Source organism: Planomicrobium sp. YIM 101495, from assembly GCF_009707665.1.
Lineage (GTDB): Bacteria > Bacillota > Bacilli > Bacillales_A > Planococcaceae > Planococcus.
The window spans coordinates 1,190,878-1,210,433 of the sequence record NZ_WLZW01000001.1 but is presented as its reverse complement, the minus strand read 5'-3'; the positions used below and the strand labels follow the sequence as shown (position 1 = coordinate 1,210,433).

General features: G+C 48.2%; 20 protein-coding genes. 17 read left to right on the top strand and 3 right to left on the bottom strand.

Annotated features, from left to right (window positions below; translation table 11 throughout):
- Positions 1-109 precede the first annotated feature (109 nt).
- The 7 genes from GIW82_RS06040 to GIW82_RS06010 all read left to right on the top strand — a co-directional run bounded on the left by GIW82_RS06040 (position 110) and on the right by GIW82_RS06010 (position 6,782).
- Positions 110-826 carry a PspA/IM30 family protein gene (locus GIW82_RS06040; protein ID WP_154748965.1) on the top strand — a complete coding sequence of 239 codons (717 nt, stop codon included), beginning with the start codon at positions 110-112 and terminating at the stop codon, positions 824-826.
- A 36-nt stretch (positions 827-862) separates the two neighbouring features.
- A complete protein-coding gene (locus GIW82_RS06035) occupies positions 863-1,891 on the top strand; it encodes a TFIIB-type zinc ribbon-containing protein (protein WP_370456169.1) in 1,029 nt (342 codons plus the stop codon).
- Complete coding sequence (locus GIW82_RS06030; RefSeq protein ID WP_370456108.1) at positions 1,888-2,664, top strand: TPM domain-containing protein; 777 nt, start codon at positions 1,888-1,890, stop codon at positions 2,662-2,664. The genes GIW82_RS06035 and GIW82_RS06030 overlap by 4 nt, the downstream gene beginning before the upstream one ends.
- Positions 2,665-2,681: 17 nt before the next feature.
- Positions 2,682-3,653: an SPFH domain-containing protein gene (locus tag GIW82_RS06025; protein WP_154748963.1), complete on the top strand. Its 972-nt coding sequence runs from the start codon at positions 2,682-2,684 to the stop codon at positions 3,651-3,653.
- 151 nt (positions 3,654-3,804) lie between these two features.
- A complete protein-coding gene (locus GIW82_RS06020; RefSeq protein ID WP_154748962.1) occupies positions 3,805-4,656 on the top strand; it encodes a YitT family protein in 852 nt (283 codons plus the stop codon).
- A gap of 115 nt (positions 4,657-4,771) precedes the next feature.
- Positions 4,772-5,983: a Bcr/CflA family efflux MFS transporter gene (locus GIW82_RS06015; protein WP_154749624.1), complete on the top strand. Its 1,212-nt coding sequence runs from the start codon at positions 4,772-4,774 to the stop codon at positions 5,981-5,983.
- A gap of 10 nt (positions 5,984-5,993) precedes the next feature.
- Complete coding sequence (locus GIW82_RS06010) at positions 5,994-6,782, top strand: hypothetical protein (RefSeq protein WP_154748961.1); 789 nt, start codon at positions 5,994-5,996, stop codon at positions 6,780-6,782.
- 65 nt (positions 6,783-6,847) lie between these two features.
- On the opposite strand, the gene GIW82_RS06005 is transcribed toward GIW82_RS06010, so the two are convergent.
- On the bottom strand, positions 6,848-7,630 hold the full coding sequence (locus GIW82_RS06005) for a glucose 1-dehydrogenase (protein WP_154748960.1): 783 nt from the start codon (positions 7,628-7,630) through the stop codon (positions 6,848-6,850).
- Between the two features lie 299 nt (positions 7,631-7,929).
- Here GIW82_RS06005 and GIW82_RS06000 point away from each other — a divergent pair, with 299 nt between their 5' ends.
- The 4 genes from GIW82_RS06000 to GIW82_RS05985 all read left to right on the top strand — a co-directional run bounded on the left by GIW82_RS06000 (position 7,930) and on the right by GIW82_RS05985 (position 11,440).
- On the top strand, positions 7,930-9,075 hold the full coding sequence (locus GIW82_RS06000) for a M14 family zinc carboxypeptidase (RefSeq protein ID WP_154749623.1): 1,146 nt from the start codon (positions 7,930-7,932) through the stop codon (positions 9,073-9,075).
- 212 nt (positions 9,076-9,287) lie between these two features.
- Entirely contained in the window at positions 9,288-9,848 is a 561-nt protein-coding gene (locus GIW82_RS05995) for a copper resistance CopC family protein (protein WP_154748959.1), read from the top strand.
- 65 nt (positions 9,849-9,913) lie between these two features.
- On the top strand, positions 9,914-10,906 hold the full coding sequence (locus GIW82_RS14840; RefSeq protein ID WP_195913962.1) for a copper resistance D family protein: 993 nt from the start codon (positions 9,914-9,916) through the stop codon (positions 10,904-10,906).
- Between the two features lie 33 nt (positions 10,907-10,939).
- Positions 10,940-11,440, top strand: coding sequence for a YehS family protein (locus GIW82_RS05985; protein ID WP_154748957.1), 501 nt, complete (start codon positions 10,940-10,942; stop codon positions 11,438-11,440).
- Between the two features lie 53 nt (positions 11,441-11,493).
- Here the strand turns inward: GIW82_RS05985 and GIW82_RS05980 are convergent, their stop codons facing one another.
- Positions 11,494-11,736 (bottom strand): DUF2188 domain-containing protein, encoded by a 243-nt coding sequence (locus GIW82_RS05980; protein WP_195913961.1) that lies wholly within the window; start codon positions 11,734-11,736, stop codon positions 11,494-11,496.
- Between the two features lie 127 nt (positions 11,737-11,863).
- Between GIW82_RS05980 and GIW82_RS05975 the strand changes: the two genes are divergently transcribed.
- From GIW82_RS05975 to GIW82_RS05965, 3 genes are all read left to right on the top strand, one after another.
- The gene (locus tag GIW82_RS05975) at positions 11,864-12,886 is read left to right on the top strand and encodes a LytTR family transcriptional regulator DNA-binding domain-containing protein (RefSeq protein WP_154748955.1); all 1,023 of its coding nucleotides are present in this window, start codon (positions 11,864-11,866) and stop codon (positions 12,884-12,886) included.
- A gap of 110 nt (positions 12,887-12,996) precedes the next feature.
- The gene (locus tag GIW82_RS05970; protein WP_154748954.1) at positions 12,997-13,845 is read left to right on the top strand and encodes an ABC transporter ATP-binding protein; all 849 of its coding nucleotides are present in this window, start codon (positions 12,997-12,999) and stop codon (positions 13,843-13,845) included.
- Positions 13,842-14,549, top strand: coding sequence for an ABC transporter permease (locus tag GIW82_RS05965; protein WP_154748953.1), 708 nt, complete (start codon positions 13,842-13,844; stop codon positions 14,547-14,549). Before GIW82_RS05970 ends, GIW82_RS05965 begins: the two co-directional genes overlap by 4 nt.
- Before the next feature lie 90 nt (positions 14,550-14,639).
- Here GIW82_RS05965 and GIW82_RS05960 read toward each other — a convergent pair whose 3' ends face one another.
- Positions 14,640-16,322 (bottom strand): LTA synthase family protein, encoded by a 1,683-nt coding sequence (locus GIW82_RS05960; protein WP_230309187.1) that lies wholly within the window; start codon positions 16,320-16,322, stop codon positions 14,640-14,642.
- 267 nt (positions 16,323-16,589) lie between these two features.
- Between GIW82_RS05960 and GIW82_RS05955 the strand changes: the two genes are divergently transcribed.
- The 3 genes from GIW82_RS05955 (at position 16,590) to GIW82_RS05945 (ending at position 19,547) form a co-directional block, all read left to right on the top strand.
- Positions 16,590-17,147 carry a methyltransferase family protein gene (locus GIW82_RS05955; RefSeq protein WP_154748951.1) on the top strand — a complete coding sequence of 186 codons (558 nt, stop codon included), beginning with the start codon at positions 16,590-16,592 and terminating at the stop codon, positions 17,145-17,147.
- A gap of 309 nt (positions 17,148-17,456) precedes the next feature.
- A complete protein-coding gene (gene gdhA / locus GIW82_RS05950; RefSeq protein ID WP_154748950.1) occupies positions 17,457-18,842 on the top strand; it encodes an NADP-specific glutamate dehydrogenase in 1,386 nt (461 codons plus the stop codon).
- Between the two features lie 18 nt (positions 18,843-18,860).
- The gene (locus tag GIW82_RS05945; RefSeq protein ID WP_230309185.1) at positions 18,861-19,547 is read left to right on the top strand and encodes a DNA-3-methyladenine glycosylase family protein; all 687 of its coding nucleotides are present in this window, start codon (positions 18,861-18,863) and stop codon (positions 19,545-19,547) included.
- Positions 19,548-19,556: the final 9 nt, after the last annotated feature.

Here is a 19,556-nt window from a genome sequence, read left to right as displayed (position 1 = left end):
AGCGGGACAAGCTTATTTCCCACAGTGAGCATATTCTTCGGTGGAAAAGGGTAAAGTTTGATGGAGTGGAACATGCACAAAGAAAAATGAAATCAAAAGGAGAATGATTATGGAAATCCTGAAACGATTCAAAGACATCATGGCAAGCAATATCAATGCAATGCTGGACAAGGCGGAGGACCCGGAGAAAATGATCGACCAGTACTTGCGCGACTTGAATAGCGACCTCGGCAAAGTCAAATCGGAGACAGCTGCGATCATGGCAGCAGAAAAACGCGAACGTCGCGAGCTCCAAGAATTACAAAAAGAAATCGATGATATGCAGCGCTATGCGGTCAAAGCGCTTGAAGCGGGGAACGAAGACGATGCACGGAAATTCCTTCAGCGCAAAGCGGAAGTGACATCACGTGAGAAAGATATGCAGACATCTGTGGAACTTGCAGCGGCGAATACGGTGCAGATGCGCCAGATGCACGACAAGCTGGAGTCGGATATCAGCGAGCTTGAGTCACGTCGCCAGGAATTGAAAGGCAAAGCGGCAGTCGCGAAGACGCAGAAGCGCATGAACGAATTCACATCATCGATGAGCGGTGCGGGCGACCGTCTATCGGCATTTGACCGGATGGAACAGAAGATCAACCAGGAATTGGACGAAGCGCAAGCCATGACAGAGCTGAACCAAAGTTCGAAGACGGATATCAACGATCTTGCAAAAAAATACGATGGCGATACGAATGTGGATGCAGAGTTGGACTCACTCAAAGGCGGCATCAACGTAGACGATGAGTTGGAAGCGCTGAAATCGCAGCTCGGAAAGAACGAATAACGCGGAGCGGGCTCGGGATAAAGGAGAGTGAAAGATGTGGTCATCCACTACGAATGTCCAAATTGTGGTTCGGACATGGCGTTCGATGCGGAAACGGGGAAATTATCCTGTCCGAGCTGCGGCAGGCAGGATGATATCGAAACGTTTCCCGAATCGAACATCGAACGGAAATTCGATCCGGATGAAGCGAAGGAATACCACTGTGAAAATTGCGGTGCCGTGATTTTGACCGAAGCGGAGACGACTGCAACCCACTGCAGCTTCTGCGGGGCGCCGGTCGTCCTCGCAGACCGGCTGTCGGGGGACCTCGCGCCTGCTTTGGTCATTCCGTTTTCGATCGGCAAGGAAGAGGCGGTGGTGGCGTTCCGGAAATGGACGAAGAACGGCCGCCTGACTCCGCGCGGCTTCATGAACGGCGACCGCATCAAGAAAATGACGGGCATGTATGTGCCGTTTTGGCTATATGACATCGATGGAACTGCAGACGTCTCGGCGCTTGCCACGAAAGTCCGGACGTATACACGTGGCGACACGATCTATACGGAGACGGATTTTTATGACGTCCGGCGGGAAATCGACCTCAGCTACTTGAAAGTGCCGGCGGATGCGTCCGAGAAGATGGACGATGAATTGATGGATAAGCTGGAGCCGTACGATTACGGGAACTTGAAGGAATTCAAAATGCCCTATTTGGCAGGGTATCTTGCGGAGAAATACGATTACGATGACAAAGCGCTTTTTTCACGGGTGCAATCGAAGGTCGTGCCGTATATCGATGCATATATACATAGGACGATTTCGGGGTACTCGACGGTCTCCTACACGAACAAACAGATTGATGCTGGCAGCCGGAGCGTGTACTACACGCTGCTTCCGGTCTGGATGGTGTATTATGATTTCGAAAACACGGAGCATACTTTCGCCATGAACGGGCAAACTGGAAAAGTGGTCGGGAAGCCGCCGATCAGCGGCGGGAAAGTCGCGCTATGGTTTGCGGGAATCGCCGCTTCGACCTTCTCAGTGGTGAAAATCGCTGCGTGGGCGGTAGGAGGTGTCCTCTGGTGAGAACGTTCAAGGTTTCAGCTTTGACGACTCTCCTGCTCCTGGTACTCTTGTGCTTCAGCAGCAGTGCATTTGCCGCCGAGCAGCACATTTATGACGGAGCGGGACTATTAAGTGAACCGGAAGTACAGGAGCTCGAGGCACTGGCGGAAGAACATAGCCGTAAGCATGATACGGACTTTCTATTTTTGACGACGGAAAGTACAGGGGGTTCATCGATCGTCACATATATGGGAGATTTCTTTGATGACTGGGCAGACACGAATGGACAGGAAAATGCGGTCCTTTTGACAATCGATATCGGCAACCGGGACGTCTACTTGGCAGGGTTCGGTACGGCACAGCGTACGCTGGACAGTCAGCGGATCGAGCTGGTGCTCGACCGCATCATGCCTGAAATGAGCGCCGGCGATTACGGCGGGGCTTTCCATGACACGGTGACGACAGCGAGCCGCTACATGGAATTCCGTCCGGGCGTCAATCCTGAAAATATCTTTTTCAAGAACTGGTTCCAGGCAGCGCTTGCGGTCTTGTTCGGAGCGGTAGTGGTCGGCGTCATGCTCTTCAATACGGGTGGTCGTGTCACGACGACGCCACGCACGTACTTCGATGACAACCGGACACGTGTACGCGTGAGCCAGGATCGATTCCGAAACAAGACGGTCACGCGCCGCAAAAAGCCGCAGCAAAGTAGCGGCGGGGGTGGCGGAGGCTTCGGTGGCGGAGGAAGTACCGGCGGCGGACGTTCATTCAGCGGCGGAGGTCGTAAATTTTAACGAGAGGACTGAAGGGAATGGTGTTTTTCGGCAATCAGTTTTCAGATGTAGTGGAATGGAAAGAATTCCGGGAAGATATGATTTTCTGGAAATGGAATAATGACGAAATCAAAAAAGGCAGCCGGCTGATCATCCGGCCAGGGCAAGATGCTGTGTTCATGAACAACGGGAAAATCGAAGGGATCTTCGAGGATGAAGGAGAATACGACATTGTGTCGGAAATCGTTCCTTTCCTGTCGACATTGAAAGGCTTCCGCTTCGGCTTCAACAGCGGCATGCGGGTCGAAGTGCTGTTCGTTAACACGAAGGAGTTCACGGTCCGTTGGGGGACGCAAAACCCGATCAATATCCCGGCACCGCAGCTTCCAGGCGGCATGCCGATCCGTGCAAATGGAACCTTCCAATTCAAGGTTGACGATTACGTCCGCTTGATCGACAAAATCGCAGGCGTACGTGAAAGCTACCTGGTCGAAGAAGTGAAGATCCGGATCACATCGATCCTCGATCAATTATTAATGAAGTGGATCACACGGGAAGGGAAGGATATGTTCAACTTGCAAGCCAATGCCGGTGACATCGGTAAAGGCATTCAGGATGACCTGAACATGCAGCTCATGGACGATGGCATGAAAGTGACCGGCTTCCAAGTGATGAGCTTCAATTATCCGAAAGAGATTCAGGATATGATTAACAAAAGCGCTTCTCACGGCATGGTCGGCGATGTCGGGAAGTACCAGCAGATTTCCGTTGCGGATGCGATGGGCAAATCTGGCGGATCGAATACCGCATCTGACATGGCAGGCATGATGATGGGAATGAACATCGCGAAAGAAATGATGGATGGGCAAAAAGAACAAAAAAGATCATCTTCACCGACGGGTAATGGAGCGGAGACAGGGGACGGACGAGCACCGAAATTCTGTCCGAACTGTGGGCAGAAGAATGAAGGCAGTAAGTTCTGCCCGAACTGTGGACAAAAGCTCACATGAAAACAACATTAGACGCTGAACGGTATTGCTTGCAATTATCCTTGCATGCGCTCTATAATTTGAAGCATTGTGCAAGTTTTGAAAGGGCAAAGCGGATTGACGCTGCCCTTTTTTTTTGGATAGCCAAAAATAATAGGAAAGGAGAATGAGAATGGATAAGATTTATGGTTCACTTGTGATTTTTGCCGGCTCACTGCTTTTGGCAGTGGCCTTTAATATGTTCTTGCTGCCTCACGAAATGCTGTCGGGAGGAGTGACGGGGATTGCGATGATCTTCGGTCTGCTGACATCGACCAACTCGGGATACTGGCTCATCGTTTTGAACATTCCAATCGTTATCCTTGCTTGGATGAAACTAGGGAAACGATTTGTCCTCAATAGTATCTTCTCGGTGCTGGTCACTTCGATTGCGATGCTCTATATTCCGGTCGAGACAGTGACGGATGATGCATTATTGTCTGCTGTCTTCGGCGGCGTACTTGTCGGAGTCGGAGTTGGTTTCATCATCCGCTTTTACGGTTCGACAGGCGGCTTTGACTTGGTCGGTTTGATGCTGACGCTGAAACGCGATATTCCGCTCGGGTTTCTCGTGTTCGTCCTGAACAGCGTAGTTGTCTTCGTTTCCGGTTTTATTTTCTCTTGGGAACTTGCCATGTACACGATGGCTTCGATTTACATCACCGGTATTGTCGTCGACCGGATCCATACGCGTCACGTGAAACTGAGCTTGATGGTCGTCACGTCGCAAGGAGACGCAATGCGGAAGAAACTGATCGACAGTATTTACCGCGGGATTACGATCACGGACGGCGAGGGTGCATATTCTGGCAACAAAGTGAAAGTGCTCTATACCGTCATCACACGTTATGAGCTGGCGTATTTGCGCCCGCTCATCAAAGAAATCGACCCGAATGCATTCGTCTCCATTTCGGAAACGATGGAAGTCGTCGGCAATTTCAGGAAAGATGATAATTACAAGAAAATGAATGAACGCGAAATTTGATACGTGAAACAGGGCAACCGCCAATGGTTGTTCTGTTTTTTTACAAAAAAATAGCTCCTTGTGCGTTGGATACGCTATAGTTAAAGACGTATTGTACGAAAGGTGCGTAATGACCATGATAAAAAACCCGACCGGTATCAGACGTATGGAGCTTGCATTAGTACTCGCAATGCTCGGAGTCCTGGGCCCACTCAATATTGATATGTACTTGCCTGCATTTCCACTGATCGCAGACAACTTGAATGCACACGTTTCACTTGTACAGCTTAGTTTGACCACTTGCTTGATCGGCCTCGCAGTCGGACAGCTTGTCGTCGGTCCGCTGAGCGATACATACGGGAGACGCAAGCCGCTGATCATTGCGACTTTGCTCTTCGCGTTATCTTCTATTCTTTGTGCGGTTGCACCGTCCATCGAATGGTTCATCACGGCACGTTTCCTGCAAGGCTTCACAGCTGCAGCGGGTGTCGTCATTTCCCGCGCAGTTGTCAGTGACGTCTTTACGGGAAGAGAAATGACCAAATTCTTTGCACTCCTCATGGTCATCAACTCCGTGGCTCCAATGGCCGCTCCGATCGCTGGCGGAGGCATTCTTGCCCTCAGCTTTGCGGGTTGGGAAACGGTATTTTATTTCTTAGCGCTCCTTGGATTCTTGATGGTCCTCATCGTCGTCTGGCGCTTGAAAGAAAGCCTGCCTGTCGAAAATCGGCAGCCGAGTTCAATTGGCAATTCGCTGAAGACGATGGGCAGTCTGTTCAAAACACGTCCGTTCGTCGGCTATGCACTTGTCGTCGGATTAATCCACGGTGGAAGCTTTGCGTATGTAGCAGGGACGCCGTTCGTCTACCAAGACTTGTACGGCGTGTCTCCTCAACTGTTCAGCTTGCTGTTCGGAATTAACGGCATCGCCTTGATTACAGGGAGTGCCATCATCGGCAAGTTCGGGGATGTCATCTCCGAAAGACGCCTACTCCAGTATGCGGTCGTCACAGCGACGAGCGCGACGGCGGTGTTGCTCGCGATGTCGATCATCCAAGGACCGCTTGCATCACTCGTCATTTCAATTTTCATTTACATGATCGCCGTCGGAATGATTTTGACGAGTTCTTTTACACTCGCGATGAAAGGGCAGGGTAAACGTGCGGGAAGCGCGAGTGCCATCATCGGAATGCTTCCGCTCGTCATCGGATCCCTTGTGTCACCGCTTGTCGGGATCCAAGGCGCGTCTGCTTTACCGATGGGAGCGATTTTGTTCGTGACGTCATTAGCAGGGCTGATTATTTTCTTTACGATGACGAGGAGCCCGGAAAAAATCCAACACGTTTAGAGGTGCTATCGTGGATAAAAGAACATCGAAACTGTTATTGAAGAGAGTGAAGAGCTTAAGCAAATGGACAGAAGGAGTTTTCGTCAACCCGGTTTCCTGGGAAGTGAACGGCAAGCAGTATTACATGGCCGGCTTCACGCTCCGCAAGCGGGTCATCGCCACCGCCTATTTGACATTGTCAGGCGACGAAGTGCGGGAAGAAGCACTCGAAGCGCAGCGCTGGCTGTCACTCTACAGCGATATCAGCAACAACTTATTGGCTGCTGGGAAAGCAAGAATGCGCGTACCACATGTGTTTTTCCAAAAACCGCTGGAAGTCGAAGTACCACTTTCGCAGCAAGAGGCGAAGGAGGGAAGGGAGGCGTTCGCAAAGCTGTGGGACATTCAACAGCAATACGAAAAGCTTGCACAGGAATATATCACGTATTACCACAGTGACGCCTTGACGAGAGGCTTGCTGGAGGAGCGGGATATCCGCTATACGCAGAAGCAGGCGAACCGTGCCAACTTGCTGCAATACCGGACATTGAAGCTGCTGATCGAACAGCAACACTCCCTTCAAGCGTTTGTCGACTACTTGAAGACGCTTCCTGTCTATACGAAGTGGAGAAGAAATGAGCGGGAGTTTTTGGCCGGGCTCTTGCAGAATACCAGCAATTTATCGAAGAACTTGGATGACTTGGGCTTGATCGTCCACGACAACCTTGGCAAGATGGAACAGCTGAACCTGGCCCATAACCGGAAGCTGAACGACCGCCAAGTACTGGAGCAACGGACGAATATCCGCTATCCATTGTGAGTAAAATAAATAGACAAAAGACCGCTGTGACTTGATGTCACAACGGTCTTTTTGCATGTAGAGCCTTAATATTTATTCGATTGCCCGCCGTCGATCGGAACGACGGTCGCATTGATGAATTTAGCTGCATCGGACAGGAGGAAGGCGACAAGATTTCCGACTTCTTCGGGTTTCCCGAAGCGCTTCATCGGATTGACGCTGACGAACTCCTTGCCTGCCGCTTCCCAGTCCTCACCAGCCATTTGGCGAAGAGACCCTTCGACCATCGCGGTCATGATGGCGCCTGGTGCGATGGCGTTGATGCTGATTCCGTATTGTCCGTATTCGATGCCGGAGTTTTTCGTCAAGCCGGCCACACCGTGCTTACTTGCCGCATAGCCGGACTGGTTTCCGACGCCACGGATACCACCAACGGAAGCAGTATTGACGATCGAGCCATTGCCTTGTTCTTTCATGATCTTCAGCACATGCTTCATCCCGAAGAACACGCCGTTCAAGTTGACGGCAACCACTTTGGAAAATTCGTCCGAACCGTATTCTTCGGTCAGGTTTTGCTTTCCTTCGATTCCGGCATTATTGAAGAAGCCGTCGATCTTGCCGAACTTATCCATCGTGAATTGCACATATTTCTTCACTTGCTCTTCATCGGTGACGTTCGCTTCGAACACTTCCACTTTCGCATCCGAAACCGCATCTTGGATTTCTTTTTTACTTTCTTCCAGGGAGTCTTTATTCATGTCGACGAGCACGAGGTCGCCGCCTGCCTTCGCGACGGACAGGGCAGCTGCACGTCCGAGCCCTGATCCACCGCCTGTTACGATGACGGCTTTGCCATTGAAATCGATCATTTCCACATCGCTCCTTTTGATTTTGGTCAATCACCCTATCCATTCCCTTTTTCGCCTGTGTGAAACTTCCCGACGTAGTAGTTGGAAGGAGGGGATATTCACACAAGTGCTTATATGTCGAAAGTTCGTTGGATACTGGATAATTATAACAATGAAGGTATCTAAATATTTAAATATTCAAAATAGATGTACAATAATATTTCGGTTTGCTAAGCTATTTTTGAAATACAAAATCGATCTAGGAGTGGATATCTTTGAGAAAATGGGCACATGTACTAGGAACGGCAGGTTTATGCACAATGCTCGTCTTACCGACTTTTGCGGCAGAGCCAGTGAATGTGCAAGCTGAACACCATCATGATTACAGTATTGAGGGATTCATCGATTATGCAGAGATGAAGCAAACGCTCCAGAAAATCGAGCAGAACAGTAAAGGCACCGTACAAGTGGACGTCGCCGGCCAATCATTCGAAGGACGGGATATCTTCACGGCACGTGTCGGTTCAGGGGATAAAGTGATTCTGGTCCAAAGTGAGATTCATGGAAACGAGAAAACTGGCACAGTCGCAATCTTGAACATGTTGAAAACTTTATCAAACAACTCGAAAGCTTCCCGGGAACTGCGAGAGCAAGTGACGATCGTCTTCATGCCGATGATGAACCCGGATGCATCTGAAGGGGACAAACGTAGAAACAGCATGCTTTGGTCGGATGTGGTCGAGGCTTATCCACAATTGGCTGACGCATCACCTTCATGGAACTACTTGGATCGCGGCATCAGTCAAGGATATGACTATGGTGCAAATCCAGGGTTCGATGTGAACCGTGACTTCAACCCAGACTTGGATTATGTCCCACAAGCGGCTGACTTCCCAGGTACATCCGCTGATCCAGGCTGGTTCATTACGGACGAATCGAAAGTTTCCCGTGATGTGTACAAAGGACTTCAAGCGGAATTCGGGAATGTCGATGTCTTCGTCGATCTTCACCACCAAGGAATCTATTACGTAGATGGAACTTCGGATGAAGTGTCGCTGTCACTTTCCGCGCAGTTCGTACCAGATCCATCTTCACCTGAAGGGGCGGATTATGCGCAATATGCGGATAACTACAACTACGACTTCTCCCGCCAGTTGAACGTAGCGATCTACGACGAGCTGCAATCATACGGCAACTCGCCATTCGGTCATATCTCCCTTTATTCCCAAGGGCTTGATCTTCCAGGTACCGCCTTGGGAACATATGCATTGAATGGAAGTGGAACGGTCCTATTCGAAGTGAAAGGACAGACGCAGAGCTTTGGTCAGAAACAGAAAGGTCAGCTCGTGAAAACAGTTGAGCGCGGATTGGAAGCAGTAGTTGAAGGTGTTGCGAACGGATCGGTATACGACTTGGATCCGGAAGAATACGAAGACATCCCGCTTACTTCTTATCGTCCATCTTAATGAACAGGAAAAGCACCTTCCCGGTTGCGGAAGGTGCTTTTTTCCGTGAATCAAAACCGCTTCTTGAAATGATACCTGAATTAATTCTGTGAACGCCTCCTTTGAAATCTGGAAAAATCCGTGAACAATTAGTCTTCTGCCTTGTTTATGGACCTTGAATCCCATAAGCTTAAGGGTGGAATCCATAATCGATTCTGAGAAGGAGGAGCACTTTGAAAAAAATATCATTCTTATTCATCCTATTGCTTATGATCCCAAATTTCGCTTCGGCACATTCAACTTTAACGGCGTCGTTTCCTGCAGAAGGGGAAACAGTGACAGAGCCGCTGACGGAAGTCCATTTGACATTCGGTGCGGGAATCGAGCAAGGCAGTACGATGGTCTTGACGCAACAAGAAGAAACAATCGAGTTTATTGAAATCATCCTTACTGATACAGAAATGACCGGGACGCTGCCGGCAGAATTGGCGGACGGCGCGTACCTTGTAGAATGGACGGTCCTCAGTGAAGATGGCCATCCGCTCGAAGGGTCGTATACATTCGAACTTGATGCGGATATAGCCGCTGAAGAACAAGAAGCACAAGAAGAAGTGGAATCGGAAGAAGAGGAAGAAGCGGCTGAAATTGTAACCGAAGATGCAACGCCATCACCATTCGCAGCGAATGAGACTGCCTCAAATGAACCGACAGCTTTTTCACCGTTTATCATCATCGCGGTCATCGCACTGGCAGGACTGATCGGAGCGATCTTGGTTCTGCGTAGAAACAGATGATGTGGCTGACCGGGCTTTCGGATTTTCTGTTGTACATCACAGTTTCCTTTTTGGCAGGGATTGTAGTGTTTCAATTCGTACCGGAAGCCCGGAAGCCTGTGACACGGGTTTCTGACAAGGCAGTTGTGTTCGCTGTGTTGTCGATGCCGTTGCTCACGGCAGCACCGATCATGCAGCTCGTCCTTTTCTTGGCGGATAGCCGCCCGTTCATGACGGCGGTAGCGGAAGTGCTGACCGGATTCCGGAGCGGCAATGTGTATATGGCGGGAGTTGCAATCACCCTCCTTTGGCTGATTGCGCTCCGGCTGAAGGCGCATCGCGCAATTTTCACGATGTTGCTGGTGATGACGATCGTCAATATCGGTTACGGGAGCCACGCTGCCTCAATTGACGGACTGACTGGTTTCTTGAGCCACACGATCCACCTGCTTGCCCTTTCCTTATGGGCGGGAGTGCTACTGCAAGTTGCTTGGTTTCGGGGAACCGCTGACCACTGGGAGCGGTTTACGAAGTGGTTCACGCCATTCGCCATGGCCATGGTCGCGATTTTGCTTATCAGTGGTGTGTTGGTCATGCTGCTGTTCGTCAAACCGGCGGACTATGTCGATTCGTGGATCTTGCCGTATGGACAGCTTTTGCTCTTGAAACATTTGAGCATCATCCCACTGTTCGCAGCCGCTTGGATCAATAAACGGCGGAGTAGCAAACTCGGACCCGATGACAAATGGCTGAAGATCGAAAGTATTGCTCTTTTGACGGTGTTTTTCCTGACCGCCTTCATGAGTAAGCTCGCTCCGCCGCACGATATCAACCAGACGTTTCGGCGGGAGGGAACGGCACCTTTCAGCGAATGGCTTTCAGGTGCATCCTACTTACCGATCCGGGCACAGTTCACTTTGTCGATTGAAGGGCTGCTTATGGTCGCAATCAGCTTATGCTGTTTCTTCCTGGCATTCTTTTCGGCTCGCCAAAGTCGGCTCATGTGGCTTTTGTTATTATTGATTACAGGATTTGTCCTGTTTATATATGCAGGATTGATGATGAACTTGCGCTTTTAGACTAAACTTAAAGAAATAGAAGGAGGTCCTCGAATGGATAACAACGACCGTTTGATCCGTTTGCGCTATGCGCTGGATTTGAAAGACAGGGACATGTTGGCGATTTTCAAGCTCGGCGGCATGGAAATGAGCCGGGACGAAGTGCAAGGTGTGATGACGAAATCGCCGGAGTCGGATGAGGAAGTGGCGGACGATGCTGGAAAACACATCACTGCCGATACGTCAGTGTATGAGGCGTTCTTGAATGGCCTTGTGTCATATAAGCGCGGCAAGCGTGACCCGCTGCCAGGACAGCCGGAATTCCCGGAGCCGACGTTCGAACATCCTAACAACTTACTGTTGAAGAAAGTGAAGATTGCCATGGCGATGACGGGCGAAGACATGCTCGAGACGTTCAAGGCTGCGAAGTTCATCGTCTCGAAAGGGGAAATCAGTGCGTTTCTCCGCAAAGAAGGCCAGAAAAACTACAAGGAATGCGGCGATCAAATTACGCGTAACTTCTTGAAGGGCCTTGCGGTCAAAAATAGAAAATGACATAAGAAGTGCCTTGGAACGTCGTTGACTGACGTGTCAAGGCACTCTTTTTATTATTCTGGTTGATTTTCTCCTGCATTTCCATTCACCAAAACCGAAGTTCCCGCTTCTTCAGCCCATATTTCCGCCTGATCCAGGGCGTCTTGCTTTGATGCGAAGACGGTTTCGGGCAAGTCGGACCCTTTCCTCCAGACAACCCAGCTCGAATCTTCTCCTTGTTCAACATGGAAAGGCGCTTCGTCGACTCCGCTCAGTTCTTTTGAAATTTCTCCTTCGTGTAAAGTACGGTCCTCCATCTCAAAACTCCTTTTCATTGTTTTTATATCTTTTCCCTTTCGAAGAAAATCGAAAACAAGAAAGGAGAATTCCTGTTAGGAAAATTTGGTATAATCACAATAAGAAATAGAAAAAGAGGCGGGAATTATGACTTTAATTTTCAATAAGGCAGAAAAGCAATTTTCGGATGTAATCGTCTTTCCAGCATTCGATCTTACACTTACGCAAGGACAAACGATTGCCATCCATTGTTCCGTCAATATACGGCAGCAATTGATGGAGATCTTAACATGCCGCTCAACATTATCGGCAGGAGACATTAAAGTTTCCGAAAAGCGTCTTTCCAAAAAGATGGATCTTCTCGGATTCTTATTTCTTGAAGGCGGCATGTACGAACGTTTGACGGTAGGAGAGACACTACGTTTTTATCACGGCTTGTTCACAAGCGGAATTTCCCCGCAGCACGCACTTGAATTGATGCAATTGGAAGGAAGACAGCGCGTAAAAGTGATGAAGCTGAACCATTCGGAGAAAAAACGTCTTCAAATGGCTTGCATACTCCTGAAAGATCCTAAAGTGTTTATCCTGGAAGAACCTGATCAGAATTTGGACAATGAGTCCAAGCGCATTTATCTACACGCTCTTGAAGAGCTTCAAAATCATGGCAAGAGCATTCTTCTTTTGACAGGGAATTTGGAGTCTGCCGTTACGTTAGGGACGAAGGTTTACCGATTGGATGACAAAGGGCTGCAGGAAATGGATGTTTCTGAAGAACAAGAAGAAGTTCAAACTGAGGAGAAGGAAGTCGAGCAGGTTAGCGCCCAACCGATTCGCTTCGAAAAAATTCCGACGCGCGTCAATGAAAAAATCGTCTTGTTCGATCCGCCGGAAATCGACTACATAGAAAGTACAGACGGCCAATCACTCTTACATATAAAAGGAGAAGCTTTCCCAAGCTTTTTCACGTTAACCGATTTGGAGGAGCGGCTTTTATTATTCGGCTTTTTCCGCTGTCACCGCTCATATATCGTCAATCTGCAAAAAGTGCGTGAAGTGATCACATGGACGAAAAATAGTTATAGTCTTGTTCTTGATGATGCAAACAAGACCCAAATCCCGCTCTCCAAAACGAAAATGGCAAGTTTGAAGGAGATGTTGGGCCTCAAATAGGCTCCATTCAACCGTGAAATAGCTCTTTTCATCGAAAAACAGCTGTGTTTTCCCGAAAATCCCATTAATCTTAGGTCAAGCAAACGAAACGACCAATGAGGAGGATGAAAATGGAAAACATCATCGAAGTGAAAGACATCACAAAAGTGTACGGCAATCAAACAGCGGTTGAGGGAGTTTCCTTCCATATAAAGAAAGGGGAAATCTTCGGATTCCTCGGACCGAGCGGATCAGGGAAGACAACGATGATTAAAATGCTGACTGGTCAATTAAAGCCGACGAGCGGTACAGCAAATGTCTTCGGCGAAGATCTCGCCAATCTGAAAAAGCCATCTGCCAAAAAACGTTTTGGCGTACTGACGGATAATAGCGGCTTATATGGAAGACTCTCCATTCATGAAAATCTGAAATTGTATTGCAACCTGTATGATGTACCTGAATCTACAATTGAAGAAGTGCTTGCTGCGGTCAATCTGCAAAATGAGAAAAAGAAGAAAGTGTCGGCTCTATCAAAAGGTATGACGCAACGTGTGACTTTAGCGAGAACACTCTTACATGCACCGGATCTCTTATTTTTAGATGAACCGACATCAGCGCTCGATCCAGTCAATACGCGTCATATTTATGATGGGCTCCGTGCGCTTAACGCAAAAGGAACGACGATTTTCCTGACAACACATGATATGGAAGAAGCGGATTTATTATGTGACCGTGTCGCATTTTTAAACAAAGGGCATATTCAATTGCTCGATGCGCCGGATCGCTTGAAAAAACAGCACTCAGATCAAACCATTACAGTAGAGTTGCTGACGGAAGAGAAAGTGGTATTGCCTGCAGGAGCTGAAGGTGCCGAACGATTGCATGAGTGGATGAAGACCGGACAGATTGCAACGATTCATTCAAATGAACCATCATTAGGAGATATTTTTGTACAAGTGACTGGGAGGGTATTAGCATGAACATGTCAATCAAACGAATCAACGCGATTTTTCAAAAGGACTTCAAAGACTTCTCACGGAATTCGGCTGTTTCAGTCACAATCCTTTTTCCTTTGATTATGGCTTTCATCTATAAGAATATGGATACTGTTACACTCGATACGTATTATTTACTGTTCAATATGAGTTTTGCCATTATCGCCACTTTTATTCAATGCTGCCTGATTGCAGAAGAAAAAGAGAAGAACACGCTGCGCGGCCTTATGCTGTCACCTGCCAGTACAACTGAAATCCTGGCGGGTAAAAGCTTATTGACGTTCACAGTCACGGTGATTGCGTTGGGGCTCACTGCATGGATTGCGGGATATGAGCCGACGAATATGTTTATCATTACCGCAGCGTTAGGGTTATCCACATTATTTTATATTGCAGTTGGAACTTTGCTCGGTTTGCTTGCGAATTCTGTCATGGAAGCATCTGTCATCGTCTTGCCGGTGCTTGGAATCTTTTCGTTCGGTTCATTCGGTCTGGCATTCGCAGAGAAATATCCGATTCTTCAAGCCTTGGAGTATTTGCCAAGCAGCCAATTGATTGAACTTGCTAGGAAGGTGGAAGAAGGTGCTGCCCTGTCCACAGTTTGGCCTCAATTTGCAGTGATTGCCATCTGGATTGCCGTTGCTATTGCAGCAACAATCATTGTTTACCGTAAGCGAATGGTCGATTAACAAGGAAGCTGTCTCCCGAAATCATGGATCATGACTTTGGAAGACAGCTTTTTTCTACTATAGTAGCGGCCAAGGGGGACCGTACTTTCTCTATTGACCGTTCAAACTTTGCAAGGCATTTTGCTCGATGATCAAGTCGGATAACTGGAGCTGTGCTGCAGCATGTCCGATATAAGGTTCACAGTCGTTAGCTGGCAGTTCCTCCCCGCTTGAGATGGAAAAACAACTGCCGTCCCCGATTGCTCCTGTCAGGTCGGGCTTATAATAAAGGTCTTCGTAGCGGAAGGAGCCGTCACGGAAGACGACTGTATTCGGTTGCTCATCAAATAGCGATTGTCCCAACATAAAGTGAGCTTCGACACCAAGAAGATCGAGAATCGTCGGCGCAAGATCAACCTGGCCTCCCAAACTTTCGACAATTCCTCCTGCTGCAGTTTGGGGTGGCTTGATCCAAAGAGGTACACGCTTTTTGAGCTCGAACAAATCGACAGCGGTTTCCACCTTTAGCTCTTTAGCCATTTCACTTCCGTCAAAAGCAAGACCGCTGTCATGATCGCCATAGAAAATGACGAGGGCTGAATCCCAGAGTTCACGCTGCTTCATTTCATCAATAAATGCAGCTATAGCGTCATCTACATAATGCACCGTTTCATAATAGCCTCGCAGGAGCGGATCTTCGATGCCTTGCAGGTCGAGCTGTGGGGATTCTTCCGGCATCTCATAAGGAGTATGGCTCGTCAGCGCAACCATATAAGCAAAATAAGGTTCTTGTACGCTCTCCATCATTTCAATAGAAGAAAGCAAGAATTCTTTATCGTTAAGTGCCATGCCGATGACTTCACCGGGAGGGAAATCTTCTTCACTAAAGAAGTGGTCGATTCCGGCATTTTCATAAAAGCCGTCACGATTCCAAAAGGTTTTATCATACGCATGCATGGCCGCGGTTTCGTATCCGAGCAAATGCAGCTGTTCGGGCAGTGCATGAAATTCGTTTTCTCCGTAACGGGTGTAAACGGATCCGGACTTGATCGGATAGAGCGAAGTCAATGCACTGAATTCGGCATCCGATGTTCTGCCTTCATGTGTTTGGTGATAGAAGTTCGGATAATAGAACATTTCCTCCTGAAGCTGGTTTAAATGAGGCGTAAGCTCCTGGCCATTTACTCGATGGCCGATGAGGTGGGTTTGAAAGGATTCGAGCTGGACCATTACGATATTCGGTGTCATCTTCACTTCGATCCCTTCAGCAGAGACACTGGCCGACTGGAGTGACTCTAGAAGTGATTGTTCCTCATCTGTTAATCGACTTCTGATTCCGATGAGTTTAGTGCCATGTTCAACAATGTCGGCCCCGTGATAGCCCCAAAAGCCAAGCTGGTAATATTCCCGCATGTTCGAAACGGAATTGCCGACGAGCCACTCTTCTTTTTGGATGTAGCTCCAAGCGAGTGGTGCTGTGAAAAGAAGGATGCCGATACTAGATAAAAGGAATGCTGTTTTCCGCTTCCTCCGCTGAGTAAGAGAGCTTGAACGCTTCCTTAAAATGAACAGGCTAAGCCCGAATATAAGAAGGTCAGTGAAGAATAAGAAGTCATACGTGCGAACCAATGTCATGAATCCGCCGCCCACGCTCGTCATTTGCGGGATATCGGCGACCAGGGAGACGGATAATAAGTCACCGAAATAGCGGTAATACCAAATGTCTGAAACAAGTAACGTGCTATGCAAGAACAGTAGTGTCAGCCAGACGATGCGCTGGTTTTTTCTTTTCAAAAGAAGCGTCCAGGCAGAGAGGACGAGAATAGAGGAAAGGTTCAACAGCAAAAAGCTGAATGCAAAGTCGGTTTGGGTATAGAGGCTGAATGAAAAAAGCTTAAATAGGGAAAAAGCTAAATAAATCCCGTATTCAATGAACATCGGTGGTCACCTCCAACGCATATCGTGTATGTTAATAATAAAGTACCTCTAGATTGGGAATGAAAAACATGCAGAAGAGAATTGCCAGGTGAAAAACATCAAATGATACGAGGAGGAAAATGAATGAGTTGGTTGGATTGGGTATTTGTCGCTATTTGTGTCATTTGGATAAGTGAATTCTTTCTCTTTCCGAATCGGCAAGGAAATGGCGGAGAGACGATGGAAAAGAGGAGTTTCATCTCTATTTTTTTGGCACTCGGTTCGACAATCGTGGCAGCATTGCTGCTTCGGGAGTTCGAGGGGGACGGCCTGTTTGTACAAGCAATGCAGGGCGTAGGAATCATTTTGTTCGCTTTAGGCGTTTTCCTGCGCTTTTGGGGCATCCGGCATTTGAAATCACAATTCACACGCAATGTCACGGTCCAAGAAGGGGATGAAATCGTCAGTACAGGTCCATATCGCATTTTACGTCATCCCTTGTATACGGCATTATTGTTCATCGGTGTGGGCATGGCGCTTTATTTAGCGAGCGTAATGGCAGCTGTTATCGGCGGCTCGCTTCTCGTGTGGACACTCCTAAACCGGATCGATTACGAAGAGCAGCTCTTGATTGAAAAGTTCGGACCTGAATATGAACAGTGGATGCAAAAACGGGCTCGTTTATTTCCTTATCTTTATTAAAGGGAAGGGGGCAAAACGTAAGAATTCCATTCTTCTGGATGTTGATGTCTTAAAAATTCAATTTTTCTTTTTATTCATTCCTTATACAATACGGAGCGTGTGGAAAATGGGTGGTTCCGCTATTTCATGCTGTTTTACGAGTGAAGATCGAAGAAGAAAACGATCGAAAAGAGATAAATGACAGCGTTTACATTCGGATATCATATATTTACTGTTTGCTTCTAAAATATATGCTTTGATATAATAAGAAATATCTCTACATTCAGCGGAATAATTATTCATACATCGAACCGAGAGGATTGAAATACATTGCGGTATACAACACCAGAAGTAACTGAAATCAGGCGCCAATCTTCATCTGAATATATAAAAGCTGTACATAAGAAAATAGCAGAGCGCAATGCGGGGGAGTCCGAATTCCTGCAAGCTACTTGGGAAGTGTTTTCCTCTTTAAAGCCGGTCATCGAACAACATCCGGAATATATTGACCATGGTATCTTGGAGCGTTTAGCAGAACCGGAGCGACTGATCATATTTCGTGTTGCATGGGAAGACGACGAGGGGAAAGTTCATGTGAACAGAGGGTTCCGCGTCCAGTTTAATAGTACGCTTGGACCATATAAGGGCGGACTCCGTTTCCATCCATCATTGACGAGCAGTGTCGTGAAATTCCTTGGCTTCGAACAGATTTTCAAAAATGCACTGACTGGATTACCGATCGGCGGTGGGAAGGGCGGCTCGGATTTTGATCCGAAAGGAAAATCAGACCGGGAAATCATGCGTTTTTGCCAAAGCTTCATGACCGAACTAAGCCGCCATATTGGACCGGATATCGATGTGCCAGCAGGGGACATCGGCGTCGGCAAGCGGGAAATCGGCTACATGTTCGGGCAGTATAAGCGAATCCGTAACGCATATGAAGCAGGTGTGGTAACAGGGAAGAACCCGGATAACGGAGGATCACTGGTCCGGAAGGAAGCGACCGGCTATGGCACAGTTTACTTCGTGGAAGAAATGCTGAAAGGCGAAGGAAAGACATTTGCCGGCAGTAAAGTAATTGTCTCGGGTTCAGGAAACGTTTCCATTTATGCAATGGAGAAAGCGATCGAATTCGGTGCGACCGTCATTGCCTGCAGTGATTCTGAAGGGTATATTTACGACCCATCTGGCATCGATGTCGAAACGGTCAAACAATTGAAAGAGGTCGAACGCAAGCGCATCTATCATTATTTAGAGAGCCATCCGAATGCGCGGTTTGGCAACGACAATACAGAAATCTGGACAATTCCATGTGATATCGCTTTGCCATGTGCAACGCAAAACGAAATCAGCCGTGAAAGTGCACATGCACTTGTCGACAACGGGCTCAAAGCGCTTGGTGAAGGGGCGAATATGCCGTGTGACGAAGAAGCGGTCCGTGTGCTGACGAATAATGGCGTCCTGTTCGCACCTGCCAAAGCTGCAAATGCTGGCGGGGTAGCGGTTTCCGCGATGGAAATGTCCCAAAACAGCATGCGTTATTCTTGGACGGCGGAAGAAGTGGATGAAAAGCTCCAGACGGTTATGAAATCCATTTATAGAAGCTGTATCGAAACAGCCGAGCAGTATGGCCAGCCGGGCAACTTGATTGCCGGTGCCAACATTGCCGGTTTCAAAAAAGTGGCGGATGCGATGATCGCCTACGGATTGCATTAAGCAATGAAGGAGCAGACGATGTATTTCGAATACAGTTCTGCGTCACTTGATTTTTTGAAGAACAAAGACAGGAAGCTGGGTGAGGCGATTGAACGGATCGGAGACATCAAGCGAACTGTTATTCCGGATCTTTTCACCGCACTCACGCACAGCATCGTCGGCCAGCAAATTTCCTCGAAAGCGAAAGAAACGGTCTGGTTGCGATTGATTGCGCTACTAGGCGAAGTCACGCCGGAAAACGTGCTTCGGCACACTGCGGAAGAAATCCAAAAAGCCGGATTGTCCCACCGGAAAGTTTCTTATATCCGTGGGGCCGCGGAGAAAATCATCACAGGCGAGCTCGACTTGTCGCGCCTCGCACACTCTTCTGATGAAGAGATTACGGAAGAGCTGGTGAAGCTGAGCGGAATCGGCCTATGGACAGCAGAAATGCTCATGCTGTTCTCGATGCAACGGCAGGACGTGTTGAGCTACGGCGATTTGGCGATTCAGCGCGGACTCCGTATGCTCTACCGCCACCGGAAGATCACGCCGGCTCTCTTTGCAAAATACAAAAGACGCTATTCCCCGTATGGCAGCGTCGCGAGCCTCTACCTATGGGAAATCGCTGGCGGCGCCTTGCCCGAACTGACGGACCCGGCGCCATTGACGGAAGCGGAGAAGAAGAGGTGGGCGAAGATGAAGGCAACTAAAAATAAATTGTGAAAAGACCGA